The sequence below is a fragment of the Micromonospora sp. RV43 genome (assembly GCF_001029515.1).
GTDB classification, from domain to species: Bacteria; Actinomycetota; Actinomycetes; order Mycobacteriales; family Micromonosporaceae; genus Micromonospora; species Micromonospora aurantiaca.
In genome coordinates, this window is sequence record NZ_LEKG01000001.1 from 104,732 (window position 1) to 117,384 (window position 12,653).

Genomic DNA, 12,653 nt, shown 5'->3' on the forward strand with positions numbered 1-12,653 from the left:
AACCGGTGGGAACAAGGGAGGACCGTTTGTCACACGTCGCCTCCGCCGGACCCGTACCGGCCGTCGCATCCGTACCGATCCGGCCACGCCGGGCCCGGCTGAACGGAGCCTGGGTACGCCCGCTGCTCGGGCTGGCGGTGCTCGCCGCGCTCGTCGCCTCGGTGGGTACCGGCCCGTTCCTGGCCGGGCTGCGGCTGATCGACGCGCCGGCGCTGGCCGCCGCGCTCGGCATCGGCGTGATCACCACCGTCTGCTGCGCCTGGCGCTGGTCGCTGGTAGCCGGTGGGCTGGGCGTACGGCTGCCGATGCGCGCCGCGGTGGCGCACTGCTACCGGGCGGTCTTCCTCAACTCCACGCTCCCCGGCGGCGTGCTCGGCGACGTGCACCGGGCGGTACGGCACGGCCGCGACGCCGGGGACGTGGCCCGCGGCGTCCGGGCGGTGGTGTGGGAGCGCACCGCCGGGCAGGTGGTGCAGGTGGTCATCGCGGTGGCGCTGCTCGCCGCGTTCCCGTCGCCGGTGCGCCGGTACCTGCCGGCCCTCGCGGCCGTGCTCGCCGTGGTCGCGCTGGCGCTGGTGCTCGCCGCCCGCGCGGTGCCCCGCTCCGGGGCGTCCCGGCTCGCCCGGGCCGCCCGGACGGCTGTCGCCGACGTCCGCTCCGGGGTGCTGGGCCGCCGGACCTGGGCCGGCGTGGTGGTCGCCTCGACCGTGGTGTTCGCCGGTCACCTGGCCACGTTCGTGGTGGCGGCCCGCACGGCCGGCGCGGAGGCACCGCTGTCGCACCTGCTGCCGCTGACGCTGCTGGCCCTGCTGGCCATGGCGGTGCCGTTGAACGTCGGTGGTTTCGGGCCGCGCGAGGGAGTGGCCGCGTGGGCGTTCGCCTCGGCCGGGCTGACCGCCGCGCAGGGTGTGGCGACCGGCACGGTGTACGGCGCGCTGGTCCTCGTGGCCAGCCTTCCCGGCGCCGCGGTGCTGCTGGCACGGCGGATGCCTCGGCGCGAGCCCGGCAACTGTCGGTGATCCCGCCTACGGTGGGGGAGCGAGGTGTGCGTCGCCGGGTCCGCCCGGCGACCGGAGGACAGGAGAACCATGGACGAAACGCTGCCCGCCGCGACGGTCCGGACCCGCGTGACGGTTCCGCTCCGGTTCCCCGACGGCTACGTGACCACGGCCCGCGTGCACACCTTCCACGGTCTCGTCGACGGCCGCGAGCACCTGGCGTTCGGGCTCGGTGAGCACGCCGAAGCCGACCCGCCGCTGGTCCGCCCGCACAGCGAGTGCCTCACCGGGGACGTGTTCGGCAGCCAGCGCTGCGACTGCGGCCCGCAGTTGCGCGAGGCGGTCGAGCGGATCGCCGAGGCCGGTGGCTACCTGCTCTACCTGCGGCAGGAGGGGCGCGGCATCGGCCTGTACGCCAAGCTCGACGCGTACGCCCTCCAGGACGGCGGCCTCGACACGTACGAGGCGAACCTGGCGCTCGGGCGCGGTGCGGACGAGCGCGACTACACGGTGGCCGCGCAGATGCTCGCCGCGCTGGGCGTGGACCGGGTGGCCCTGCTCAGCAACAACCCGGACAAGGCGGCGCAGCTCGAACGGCTGGGCGTGACGGTGGCCGGCCGGGTGTCCACCGGCGTGCACCTGTCACCGGCGAACGCGGGCTATCTGGCGGCCAAGGTGACCCGCGCCGACCATGCCCTCGACCTGCCGTTCGTGCCGTGACGACCCGCCCGTACGTGCTGCTCAGCTGCGCGATGTCGATCGACGGCTACATCGACGACGCGACGACCGAGCGGCTGCTGCTGTCGAACGACGACGACCTGGACCGGGTCGACGCGACCCGGGCCGGGTGCGACGCGATCATGGTGGGCGCGGCCACCGTCCGCCGCGACGACCCTCGCCTACTGGTGCGCAGCGAGCACCGGCGCGCCGAGCGGGTGGCGCGCGGGTTGCCGCCGTCGCCGGTGAAGGTGACTGTCACCGGCAGCGGCGACCTCGATCCGCGGGCCCGGTTCTTCACCGCCGGTGACGGGCTCAAGCTGGTGTACTGCCCGAGCGGCGTGGTGGACAAGGCCCGCGAGCAGGTGGGCGCGGTGTCCACGGTGGTCGACGCCGGTGATCCGGCCACTCCGGAGGCGGTGGTGGCCGACCTGGCCGGGCGCGGGGTGGCGCGCCTGATGGTGGAGGGCGGCGGCTCGGTGCACCGCCAGTTCCTGACCGCCGGCCTGGCCGACGAGTTGCACCTGGTGGTGGCGCCGTTCTTCGTGGGGGACCGGCGGGCGCCGCGCTTCGTCGGGGACGGCCGCTTCCCGTGGCACCCGGGGCGCCGGGCCCGGGTGGTCGAGGTGCGCCAGATCGGCGACGTGGTCCTCACCCGCTACGCGTTGTCCGACCGCTGCCCGGCCTGACCGCCGTGTCGATCCGGTCCGCCCTTGTGCAAGCTCATCGACGTGATTAGTTTGTTGACCATCCATACGAACTAATCCACTGCGCTTCCCTTCCCGAAGGGGGACCGATGACCGCGCACCACCCCGACCCGGGCTCCTCCCGCCGCCGCTTCCTCGGCCTGGTCGGCCTCGGCGTGGCCGCCACCGCCACCGGCCCACTGCTCGCCGGCTGCTCGGAGAAGCCGGCCGGCTCCGGCACCGCCCAGGACCTCGACGCCGTCTCCGGCCTGCTGCCCACCCGCAAGGACCTGCCCGGCGCCGTCAAGCCCGACATCGTGGGCACCCGTCCGGTGCCCGACGGCTACACCCGCTATCCGGCGAACCTCGTCGACGCCATCACCGACAAGCCCGGCACCAGCGGGAAGCAGGTCACCGCGATGACCCCCGCCTGGGGGCCGGCGCCGCCCGGAGTCGCGCAGAGCGCCTACCTCCAGGCCGTGAACGCCGAGCTGGGCGTGCCCGTCAACTTCACCATCCAGGACGGCGCCACGTACGCCGACAAGCTCAACGCGATGCTCGGCGCGCGGGACGTACCGGACCTGCTGTGCGTGCCGGGGTGGGAGGTGGAGAAGATCCCGCGCTTCGCCGAGGCGATCAAGGTGCTCTTCGAGGACCTGACCGACCACCTCAAGGGCGACGCCGCCGGCGCGTACCCGATGCTGGCGAGCTTCCCCACCGGGGCCTGGCGGCGCGCGGTGTGGAACGAGCGGATCATGTCCGTGCCGAACCCCACGGACGGGCCGTTCCCCTGGGCGCTGTTCACCCGCAAGGACCTGCTCGACGCGCGCGGCCTGGCCGTGCCGGCGAACCTCGACGACCTGCTCGCCGTGGCCAAGCAGGTCACCGACCCGGCGCGCAAGGTGTGGGCGTTCAACGACGTCTTCGCCATGATCCAGATGTTCCACAAGGTGCCGGGCCACAAGGGCGGGTGGCGGGTCAAGCCCGACGGCACCCCCGAGTTCAAGTACGAGACCCCGGAGTTCCGCCGCGCACTGGAGGTCATGGCCAAGATCTACGCGGACGGCCTGGTCCACCCGGACATCGTGGCCAGCAAGGGCGCGGACGCCAAGCAGCTGTTCGCCAAGAACGGCGCGATCGTGTTCCACCAGGACGGCGTCGGATTCTGGCAGGGCGCCCAGGCCGAGCACCAGAAGACCAACCCCAGGCTGAACATCCAGCCGGTGCCGATCTTCTCCGCCACCGGCGGCGACCCGCTGGTCTGGGGCGACGACGAGCCGATCTCCTACACCTTCGTCAAGAAGGGCCTCGGCAAGGACCGGGTCCAGGAACTGCTGCGGATCATCAACTGGTGCTCCGCGCCGCTGGGCAGCCAGGAGGCCCAGCTGCGGGACTTCGGCGTCGCGGGCAAACACCACACCCCGTCGCCGAACGGTCCCGTCAAGACCGACCTGGCGTTCAAGGAGATCGCCAACCAGTACTTCTTCATCAGCGGCCGCAACCCCACCATCGGGCCGTTCCCGGACACCCCGCGCTTCGTGCCGGACGTGCTCGCGTACTCCAACGAGATGGTCAAGCACATGGAGCCCAACCCCTGGGCCGGGGTGAAGCTGGAGATGCCCGCGGCCTACAAGGCCAACCAGGTGCCCACCGAGGACAAGTTCACCGACGTGCTGCGCGGCCGCCGACCGCTGAGCGACGTGGACGCCATCGTCGCGGAGTGGAAGGCGAACGGCGGCCAGGAGGCCCGCAAACTGCTCGCCGACTCGCTGCCCAAGGAGGGCCGGTGAACGAGCCGGCCGTCCTGGCCGGGCCCGAACGGGCCCGGCCGGACGCGCCGGCCCCACCGGGCCGCCCGCCCCGACGTCGCCAGTCCCGCCGCCGGGTGCCGCTGCGCACCCGGCTGCGCCGGGACTGGCAACTGCTCGCCATGGTGGCGCCCGGCTTCCTCGTCCTGCTGATCTTCAGTTACCTGCCGATCGCCGGCAACGTGATCGCGTTCCAGGACTACAACCCCTACCTGGGCGACAACCCGTGGCAGGCGTTCCTGCACAGCGACTGGATCGGCTTCGGGCAGTTCCAGCTGCTGTTCGACGACCCGGCGTTCTGGGACGCGTTCCGCAACACGCTGGCGATCACCGCGTTCCAGCTCGTCTTCTTCTTCCCGCTGCCGATCCTGCTGGCCATCGCGCTGCACAACCTGATGTCCAGCCGGCTGCGCGGCCTGATCCAGACGATCGTCTACCTGCCGCACTTCTTCAGCTGGGTGCTGGTGGTGACGTTCTTCGTCGCGATGCTCGGCGGTGCCGGGCTGCTCGCCCAGAGCATGCGCGAGGCCGGGCTGCAACCGTGGAACGTGATGACCAACCCGGACACGTTCATCGTCCTGGTCACCGTCGAGGCGGTGTGGAAGGACGTCGGCTGGGGCACCATCGTCTTCCTCGCCGCGCTGTCCACCATCGACCAGAACCTCTACGAGGCCGCCGCCGCGGACGGCGCCGGCCGGTGGCGGCGGCTGTGGCACATCACGCTGCCCGGTCTGCGCCCGGTGATCGTGCTGCTGCTCATCCTGCGCCTGGGCGACGCGCTCTCGGTCGGCTTCGAGCAGTTCCTGCTGCAACGCGACGCCGTCGGCCGGCAGGCCGCCGAGGTGCTCGACACCTTCGTCTACCACTTCTCCATCGCCACCGGGAACTACGGCTACGGCGCGGCGGCCGGACTGTTCAAGGCCGTCATCGGGCTGGTGCTGATCCTGGCCGCGAACCGCGTGGCGCACATGCTCGGCGAACGAGGGATCTACTCGAAGTCATGACCACGCTCATCCGCCGGGCGTCCGGCACCCGATCCCGCCGGCCGGTGTGGCAGGAACCGCCCACCCCGGTCGGCCAGGGGCTCAAGGCCGTCGCGCTCACACTGCTGGTGGCGGGCGTGCTGTTCCCGCTCTGGGTGATCCTGGTGACCAGCCTCTCCTCCCGGGAGACCATCGCCCGGGCCGGCGGCCTGGTGGTCGTGCCCCGGGGGATCGACACGTCCGCGTACGAGACGATCTTCGCCGGTGGCGCGGTCACCCGGGCGCTGTGGATCAGCACGCTCGTCACCGTGATCGGCACCGCCATCGCGCTGACGGTCACCGTGCTCGCCGCGTACGGGCTGTCCCGGCCGGGCTCGCTGGGCCACCGCTGGCTGCTGGCGTACTTCCTGATCCCGTTCCTGGTCTATCCGCCGCTGGTGCCGCGCTACCTGGTGGTCACCGGGCTGGGCCTGAAGGACACCATCTGGGCGCTGGTCCTGCCGCCGGCGATCAGCGTGTTCAACCTGGTCGTGGTGCGCGGGTTCTTCCAGGGCATCCCGTCGGAGCTGCTGGACAGCGCCCGCATCGACGGCGCGAGCGACTTCCGTACGCTCGCGCGCATCGTGCTGCCGCTGTCCCGCGCGGTGATCGCCGTGGTCGGCCTGTTCTACGCGGTCAGCTACTGGAACGTCTGGTTCGACGCTCTGCTGTTCATCGACCGTAACGACATGTACCCGATCCAGCGGGTGCTCCAGAGCTACCTGCTGGCCGGGCAGGCCCCGCACACCTCCGGCGCGAGCAGCGGGGTGACCATGCCGCCGACCGAGGCGATCAAGATGGCGGTGGTGGTGCTGACGGTCGCCCCGATCGTCGCTGTCTACCCGTTCATCCAGCGGCACTTCGTCAAGGGCGTGCTGATCGGCGCGGTGAAGGGCTGAGGCCGCAGGTCCGTCAGAGCACCTGGGACAGGAAGCGCCGCAGCCGCGGGTGCTCCGGCGCCTCGAACACCGCCTCCGGTGGCCCGGCCTCCAGCACCACGCCCGCGTCCATGAACGCCACCGTGTCGGCGACGCTGCGCGCGAACCCCATCTCGTGGGTGACCACGACCATCGTCATCCCGGCGGCGGCCAGGTCCGCCATCACCGCCAGTACGCCCTTGACCAGCTCCGGGTCCAGCGCGCTGGTCGCCTCGTCGAACAGCATCACCTGCGGGCGCAGCGCGAGCGCCCGTGCGATGGCGACGCGCTGCTGCTGGCCGCCGGAGAGCTGCGCGGGCCGCGCGTCCGCCTTGCCGGCCAGGCCGACCAGGTCGAGCTGGGCGCGGGCCAGCGCCACCGCCTCGTCCTCGCTCAGCTTCTTGAGCTTGCGCAGCGCCAGCGTGATGTTGCGCAGCACGCTCAGGTGCGGGAACAGGTTGAACTGCTGGAACACCATGCCGATGCGCTGACGCAGCGCGTCCGGGTCGTCGCGCAGCACGCTGCGCCCGTCCAGCAGCACGTCACCGCGGTCCGGCTCGATCAGCCGGTTGATGGTGCGCAGCAGCGTCGACTTGCCGGAGCCGGACGGGCCGATGACGCAGGCCGCGCGGCCTCGGGCCACGTCGAGGTCCGCGCCGCGCAGCACCCGGTGCGCGCCGAAGGCCAGGTGCACGTCGCGGACGGCCAGGCTGACCGAGGTCGTGGTGGTCATCGCGGGTCCTTCCCGGACGGGGTGAGGTCGGCCGGCTCGGTGTCGGGCTCGGGCGGCGCGGCGGGGCGGCCCTGCCGCAGGCGCCGGTCCAGCCAGTTGACCGCGTGGGTCAGCGGCACGGTCAGCACCAGGTAGAACAACTCGGCCAGCAGCAGCGCGGACTGGTTGCCGGTGTTCGCCGCGTAGTCCTGCCCGATCCGGAACAGCTCCCGCTGGCTGGCCAGCAGGCCGAGGAAGTAGACCAGGCTGGAGTCCTTGATCAGCGCGATGAGCTGGTTGACCCAGGCGGGCAGCACCCGGCGTACTCCCTGCGGGATGATCACCAGGCGCATCGCCTCACCCCACGAGAAGCCGAGCGCCCGCGCGCCCTCCAACTGGGCGGCCTCGACGCTCAGGATGCCCGCCCGGAAGATCTCACCGAGGTAGGCGGCGGCGATCAGGGACAGCGCCAGCACGCCGAGCGGATAGGGGTTCGGGCCCCACACCTGCATGCCGAGCGGCGCCAGGCCCACGCCGATGAGCAGGATGGTCGCCGCGGCCGGCAGGCCGCGGAACACGTCGGTGTAGACCCGCGCCGGCCACCGCAACCATCGGGTACGCGAGATGCCGGCGACGGCCAGCAGCATGCCCAGCACCGAGCCGAGCAGGGCGGCGGAGACCGCCAGGGTGAGCGTGTTGGGCAGCCCGACGGTGAGCATCTCGGGCAGCGCCTCGCGCATCGAGTCCCAGTCGAAGAACGTCTCCCACAGCGTGCTCAGTGGATCCATGTCCGCTCCGTCCGCCCCGCTCGTGCTCGGTTACCGGTTCAGGAGGCGGCCGACGGCGACGGCACCGCCACCGACCCGCTGCCCGGCTTGAAGTCGGCCGGGACCGGCCGCCCCGGGTAGTACTCGGCCTGCAGGCGGCTCCACGTGCCGTCGGCGATGACCTCGTCGAGGCCCTTGTTCAGCGCCTCGCGCAGCTTGTCGTCGCCCTTCGCCACCGCGTACGCGGTAGGGGTGGGGCTGAGCTGCTTCGCCGCGACCTTGATCTTGCCGTTGCTGTCGGCGGCGGACTTGTCGCCGATCTCGGCCGGGGCGATCCAGGCGTCGGCGGTACCGGCCTTGAGCTGGTTGATCGCGCTGTTGTAGTCGGGCACCCGCACCGGATCGAGGTTCTGCTTGGTGGCGTAGTCGTCCTGCACGGTGCCCTGGACCACCACCACGCGCTTGCCGGCGAGCTGGTCGAAGCCGGTGATCGGTGAGCCGGCCGGCACGTCCAGGCCGAAGTAGCCGAAGTCGTAGCCGTTGCCGAAGTCCACTGTCTTCTTCCGCGCCTCGGTGACCGTGATCGAGGAGCTGCCCACGTCGAACTTGCCGCTGTTGACCTGGGCGAGCAGGCCGGAGAAGTCGGTGCCGACGAACTCCACCTTCAGGTCGATCTTGGCGGCCACGGCGCGCAGCAGCTCGTTGTCGAAGCCGGTGAACTTGCCGTCCTTCAGGAAGACGTTCGGCGGGGCGTCGGTGAGCGTGCCGGCGCGGATCACGCCGGGCTGGAGCAGGCCGTACGGGTTGTCGGCCGCGGTGGTGTCGTCGTTGCCGCAGGCGGTGAGCGCGGTGACGGCGAGCAGGGCGGCCGCGCCGACGGCGACGGCACGGGTCAGGACGGTACGGAAACGCACGATGTCTCTCCAGAGTGGATGGACGCGCGGGGTGCGCGTCGGCGCCGGCCCGCCGGACGGACACCGGGCCGGAGAAGGGTGGATCGGGGAAAGGAGGGTGGCGTTCGCTCAGCGCGCGAGGCGACAGGCGTCGCTGCACACCCGCATCAGGTGGACATGGCGGCGCTTGACCAGCGCGAAGCGGGCCGGGTACGCGGCGACGTCGCCGGATGGGGTGGAGGGTGGTGCGGACATCGGTCTCCCTGGTCTGTTGCTGACCTGGGTGCCAGGCCACGCTTGCACCGGCGGCTGCCGGTGCCTGGTCTTCACCCGGGGCACCCCACCGCGGAGGAGGGTTGCCGGCCAGCGAGCCGGGGCTTCGCGCTGGCGCTCATGACCTGCCCAGAAGGCTAGCAGCACTGCCGCGGCGGTCGTCCAGCGGTTATGACCACCCTCACGCGCCGGGGCCTTCAGCCGGTTCCGTTCCGGCCGGACCGCGGAGCCGGTCCTCGATGTCCGGGATGACGAAGCAGATCTCCAACGTCTTCAACTCGGCCCAGAACCGCAGCACGACGCTCCGCCAGGCGGCGCCACCCGCGACGGCGAGCAGAGCCGGCCCGGCGAGGACCGCCGCGGTCCCGCCGAACCCGCGACCGGCTTCGACAACGGCCAGGACCGCGCCGAGAAGCAGCGGCACCGTGGCGTTCCGCATCATCAGCCCGATCGCCCGCATCCGTGTCGCCTCGGCGGCCACCTCCCGGTTGTGCAACTCGGCCGCTGCGAGCAGCACCCCCCAGGGCGCGGTGAGCATCCGCGAGCCGGCCGCGCCGAGGGCCTGCTCCGCGAACACCCGGCGGGCGTCGAATCGGCCCCAGTTCCAGAACGGCAGTGCCCGGTCGACGACACGACCGAGGCCGTACGTGGCGTTGCCCAGCACGTAGGCGAGCAGCAGGGCCAGGAGCAGGAGCAGCGGCGTGGGCTGCCGGCTCAGGTCGTCCAGCCGCACCCAGTCCTGCCGGACCGCGAGGTAGGCGGACAGCGTGAGGTAGAGCGACCCGGGGGTGAGGTAGGTGAAGAGGTCGAAGATGCCGATGCTGAAGGTCATCAGTCCTCGCAGGGCCCGGAGGTGGCGACGCCGGAAGGGTGCCGCTCCCGGTCCACGCTAGGTGACCGGCACAACGCCGCCCGTCACGACCACCTCACGCCCGGGGCCTCACCGCCGGGCCGGGACGACCGGCGCGTCCCGGCCGGTGCCGTGCCGCGACGGGCTGCGCTGCTCGTGGTAGTCCTGCTCGACGTTGACGGTCCAGACGTCGTGCTCCGCGCCGTGCGCGATGTTCTCCGCGGTCAGCATCGCCGTCAGCATGGAGTGGTCGGCGTTGTTGTACCGGTGCATGCCGTTGCGGCCGACCGGGTGCACGTTCGGCACGTTCGCTGCGAGCCAGTCCCGGATCACGTCGACGTTGCGCTGGTACCGCTCGTCGTAGACCGGGTACGCCTTCGGCATCCGGACCACGTAGCCCGCCTCCACGCACCCGGGCTTGACCAGGCCCAGCCGTTCCAGCTCGGCGGTGGCGAACGCGATCAGCTCGGCGTCCGGCGTCCGCCACATCTCGTCGCCCTCGAACACGAAGTACTCCAGCCCCAGGCAGGTCCGCCCGTCCTTCACCAGGTACGGCGACCAGGAGCCGAAGTTCTGGATCCGGCCCACCCGGGCCGCCGGGTCGTGCACGTAGATCCAGTTGTCCGGGAACGAGAACTCCTCCGGCACCACCAGCGCCACGGTCAGGAAGTCCCGGTACCGCAGGTCGTCGGCGGCGGCCCGCACCTCGGGCGGCGCCTCCGGGCGCATCGCCCGCACCAGCGCGGAGATCGGCATCGAGGAGATCACGTGCGCAGCCGGCTCGGTGCGCGCCCCGCCCGCGTCGGCCACCGTCACGGCGGTGGCCCGCCGCGCGGCCGGATCCCGCTGCACCTCGGTCACCCAGACGCCGGTACGAACGGTGCCGCCGCGCTTGGCGACCTCCTCGGCGCAGCGCTCCCACATCATCCCGGGGCCGTGCTTCGGGTACTGGAACTCCTCGATCAGGCTGGTCACGTCGGTGCGGTTGCGCCGGGGCAGCAGCGCGTTGCGCATCGCCGTGGCCAGCGACAGGTTCTTGATCCGCTGGGCGGCCCAGTCGGCCTGCAACCGGTCCGCCGGCATCCCCCAGACCTTCTCCGTGTACGTCTTGAAGAAGATCGAGTAGAGCCGCCAGCCGAACCGCGCCGACACCCACCCCTCGAAGTGCGACTGGTCCTTCGGCGGGCGCAGCCGGGCCCGGCCGTACGAGCCCAGACAGCGCGCCGCCTCCAGCAGGCCGAGGTTGCGCAGCGCGTTGCCGGCGCTGAGCGGGTAGTCGAACAGCGCGCCCCGGTAGTAGATCCGGCTCATCCGTGGCCGGAGCAGGAAGTCCTCGTCGGGGAGGATCTCGTGCCAGAAGTCCTCGACCCGGGACACCTTGGTGAAGAAGCGGTGCCCGCCGATGTCGAAGCGCCAGCCGTCGCGCTCCACCGTCCGGCTGATCCCGCCCACCACGTCGTCGGCCTCGTAGACCCGGACCGGCTCGCCGTGCCGCAGCAGCTCGTACGCGGCGGTCAGCCCGGCCGGCCCCGCCCCGATGATCACGGTCCCGTCGCCGTCGCCCATGCCGTACGCGCCCCCCGCCTGCCGATGCGGCAGCGCGCATACCCACCCTGACGGCTTCCTCACCTGCCGATCAGCGCCGATCCGCGACGGCTGCGCCGGGTGTGGACCGGTCCGGACGGGGAACGCGCACCGGGTTTTGCGGCCGGGCGAGTCGGCCCGAGGGCCGGACGGTGGGAGCGCGATGGCGGACGAACGGCGGGTCGACCCCGGCGGCGGGGCGTGCGCCGGGCGTACCCGGTGGTGGTCGCGGGGAGTCTCGGTCGCCCGCCGGCTGCCCGAGCCGTGGGGATTCGTGCTCGCCGTCTTCGTCGGTTCGAAGCTCGTGCTCAGCCTGATCGGCGTGCTGGTGCTCACCGCCTGGGGCGGAGTGCCGGGCGCGCCGCCGGCCGACGAGACCGCGATGCGGGCCCAGCAGGACGCGATCTCGTCCCACCGTTGGTTCTCGCTCTGGTTCGCCTGGGACTCGTTCCTCTACGAGCACCTGGCCCGGCTGCCGCTGGACCGGCCCTGGCCCGACTTCGGCTTCCCGCTGCTGTACCCGTTCCTGGCCCGGCCGCTCGCGCCGCTGCTCGGCGGGCACACCGCATGGGCGCTGCTGCTCGTGAGCAACGTGGCGCTGGTGTTCCAGCTCTACTACGCGTACCGGCTGGGGGGCCGGCTGCTCGGCGGCGCGGGAGCGGCCGACGGCCGGCGAGCGGTCCGGTACCTGCTGCTCCTGCCGACGGCGTTCCTGTTCCAGGCGGCGCTGACCGAGTCGCTGTTCGTCTGCCTCGCGCTGGCCGCCTTCTGGTACGCCGAGCGGAGCCGCTGGCTGCTCGTCGGCGTCGTCGGCTACTTCCTGGCGATGAGCCGCTCGGTCGGCTTCCTCGTGGTGGTGCCGCTGGCGCTGGTGCTGCTGCGTGAACACGGCTGGCGGGCCGGACCCCGGGCGTGGCCGCGGCTGCTGCGACAGGGCTGGCCGCTGCTGCTGGTCCCGGCGGGCTGGCTGACGTTCATGGCCTTCTGCCGCTGGCAGAGCGGCGACTGGTTCGCCTACCAGCACGCCCAGGAGACCGGCTGGGGGATCCGGCTGCAGAACCCGATCGCGACGGCCGCGTCCGCGTTGACCGGCGGCAACTCGGCCGACGCGCTGCGGGTCTGGATCGCGGTGGCGACGCTGGCGGTGGCGGTCGTCGGGCTGCGCCGCCGCGCCGACTGGCCGTACCTGGTCTACACGCTCGTCATGGTGCTGGTGCCGCTGTCGATGGGGCCGCCGGTGTACAAGAGCCTGCTGCGCTATCTGCTCGCCGCCTTCCCGGTCGCGTTCGTGCTGGCCCGCTGGTCGCGGCGGCCCGGCCTCGACAGCTGGCTCACCGCCGCGCTGGCGCTGCTCCAGGGCGCGTTGTTCGCGGTCTGGCTCACGTACTGGACCCACCTGATCATCTGACCGCCGTGGCTTTGGCCG

Annotated in this window: 13 protein-coding genes and 1 riboswitch; of the genes, 7 read left to right on the plus strand and 6 right to left on the minus strand. The window is 72.2% G+C overall.

Annotated features, from left to right (window positions below; genetic code table 11):
- Positions 1 to 77: 77 nt before the first annotated feature.
- The 6 genes from ABD52_RS00430 to ABD52_RS00455 all read left to right on the plus strand — a co-directional run bounded on the left by ABD52_RS00430 (position 78) and on the right by ABD52_RS00455 (position 6,130).
- Complete coding sequence (locus ABD52_RS00430; protein ID WP_174361799.1) at positions 78 to 1,019, plus strand: lysylphosphatidylglycerol synthase transmembrane domain-containing protein; 942 nt, start codon at positions 78 to 80, stop codon at positions 1,017 to 1,019.
- Positions 1,020 to 1,088: 69 nt separating this feature from the next.
- Positions 1,089 to 1,718: a GTP cyclohydrolase II gene (ribA, locus tag ABD52_RS00435; RefSeq protein WP_047890410.1), complete on the plus strand. Its 630-nt coding sequence runs from the start codon at positions 1,089 to 1,091 to the stop codon at positions 1,716 to 1,718.
- A complete protein-coding gene (locus ABD52_RS00440) occupies positions 1,715 to 2,404 on the plus strand; it encodes a dihydrofolate reductase family protein (protein WP_047890411.1) in 690 nt (229 codons plus the stop codon). Before ribA ends, ABD52_RS00440 begins: the two co-directional genes overlap by 4 nt.
- 107 nt (positions 2,405 to 2,511) lie before the next feature.
- Positions 2,512 to 4,191, plus strand: a complete 1,680-nt coding sequence (locus ABD52_RS00445) for an extracellular solute-binding protein (protein WP_047890412.1) — start codon at positions 2,512 to 2,514, stop codon at positions 4,189 to 4,191.
- Complete coding sequence (locus tag ABD52_RS00450) at positions 4,188 to 5,213, plus strand: sugar ABC transporter permease (protein WP_047890413.1); 1,026 nt, start codon at positions 4,188 to 4,190, stop codon at positions 5,211 to 5,213. Before ABD52_RS00445 ends, ABD52_RS00450 begins: the two co-directional genes overlap by 4 nt.
- The gene (locus tag ABD52_RS00455) at positions 5,210 to 6,130 is read left to right on the plus strand and encodes a carbohydrate ABC transporter permease (protein WP_013286756.1); all 921 of its coding nucleotides are present in this window, start codon (positions 5,210 to 5,212) and stop codon (positions 6,128 to 6,130) included. Before ABD52_RS00450 ends, ABD52_RS00455 begins: the two co-directional genes overlap by 4 nt.
- A 13-nt stretch (positions 6,131 to 6,143) precedes the next feature.
- On the opposite strand, the gene ABD52_RS00460 is transcribed toward ABD52_RS00455, so the two are convergent.
- The 6 genes from ABD52_RS00460 to ABD52_RS00480 form a co-directional block, all read right to left on the minus strand.
- The gene (locus tag ABD52_RS00460) at positions 6,144 to 6,881 is read right to left on the minus strand and encodes an amino acid ABC transporter ATP-binding protein (RefSeq protein ID WP_013476488.1); all 738 of its coding nucleotides are present in this window, start codon (positions 6,879 to 6,881) and stop codon (positions 6,144 to 6,146) included.
- On the minus strand, positions 6,878 to 7,648 hold the full coding sequence (locus ABD52_RS00465) for an amino acid ABC transporter permease (RefSeq protein ID WP_047890414.1): 771 nt from the start codon (positions 7,646 to 7,648) through the stop codon (positions 6,878 to 6,880). The genes ABD52_RS00460 and ABD52_RS00465 overlap by 4 nt, the downstream gene beginning before the upstream one ends.
- 38 nt (positions 7,649 to 7,686) lie before the next feature.
- Positions 7,687 to 8,541, minus strand: a complete 855-nt coding sequence (locus ABD52_RS00470) for an ABC transporter substrate-binding protein (protein WP_047890415.1) — start codon at positions 8,539 to 8,541, stop codon at positions 7,687 to 7,689.
- A 108-nt stretch (positions 8,542 to 8,649) separates the two neighbouring features.
- Positions 8,650 to 8,775, minus strand: coding sequence for a hypothetical protein (locus ABD52_RS41345; RefSeq protein WP_255352827.1), 126 nt, complete (start codon positions 8,773 to 8,775; stop codon positions 8,650 to 8,652).
- A 33-nt stretch (positions 8,776 to 8,808) separates the two neighbouring features.
- Positions 8,809 to 8,919, minus strand: a riboswitch (SAM riboswitch).
- A gap of 55 nt (positions 8,920 to 8,974) precedes the next feature.
- On the minus strand, positions 8,975 to 9,625 hold the full coding sequence (locus ABD52_RS00475; protein WP_013286751.1) for a hypothetical protein: 651 nt from the start codon (positions 9,623 to 9,625) through the stop codon (positions 8,975 to 8,977).
- Between the two features lie 108 nt (positions 9,626 to 9,733).
- Positions 9,734 to 11,209, minus strand: coding sequence for an NAD(P)/FAD-dependent oxidoreductase (locus tag ABD52_RS00480; protein ID WP_047890416.1), 1,476 nt, complete (start codon positions 11,207 to 11,209; stop codon positions 9,734 to 9,736).
- A 181-nt stretch (positions 11,210 to 11,390) separates the two neighbouring features.
- On the opposite strand from ABD52_RS00480, the gene ABD52_RS00485 reads away from it, so the two are divergent.
- Entirely contained in the window at positions 11,391 to 12,635 is a 1,245-nt protein-coding gene (locus ABD52_RS00485) for a hypothetical protein (protein WP_047890417.1), read from the plus strand.
- Positions 12,636 to 12,653 lie beyond the last annotated feature (18 nt).

What these genes read in the sequence shown, in the direction of transcription:
- ABD52_RS00465 (WP_047890414.1), bottom strand. Translation starts at nt 7,648, where the DNA reads ATGGATCCACTGAGCACGCTGTGGGAGACGTTCTTCGACTGGGACTCG.
- ABD52_RS00485 (WP_047890417.1), top strand. Translation starts at nt 11,391, where the DNA reads ATGGCGGACGAACGGCGGGTCGACCCCGGCGGCGGGGCGTGCGCCGGG.
- ABD52_RS00445 (WP_047890412.1), top strand. Translation starts at nt 2,512, where the DNA reads ATGACCGCGCACCACCCCGACCCGGGCTCCTCCCGCCGCCGCTTCCTC.
- ABD52_RS00455 (WP_013286756.1), top strand. Translation starts at nt 5,210, where the DNA reads ATGACCACGCTCATCCGCCGGGCGTCCGGCACCCGATCCCGCCGGCCG.
- ABD52_RS00460 (WP_013476488.1), bottom strand. Translation starts at nt 6,881, where the DNA reads ATGACCACCACGACCTCGGTCAGCCTGGCCGTCCGCGACGTGCACCTG.
- ABD52_RS00480 (WP_047890416.1), bottom strand. Translation starts at nt 11,209, where the DNA reads ATGGGCGACGGCGACGGGACCGTGATCATCGGGGCGGGGCCGGCCGGG.
- ABD52_RS41345 (WP_255352827.1), bottom strand. Translation starts at nt 8,775, where the DNA reads ATGTCCGCACCACCCTCCACCCCATCCGGCGACGTCGCCGCGTACCCG.
- ribA (WP_047890410.1), top strand. Translation starts at nt 1,089, where the DNA reads ATGGACGAAACGCTGCCCGCCGCGACGGTCCGGACCCGCGTGACGGTT.
- ABD52_RS00475 (WP_013286751.1), bottom strand. Translation starts at nt 9,625, where the DNA reads ATGACCTTCAGCATCGGCATCTTCGACCTCTTCACCTACCTCACCCCC.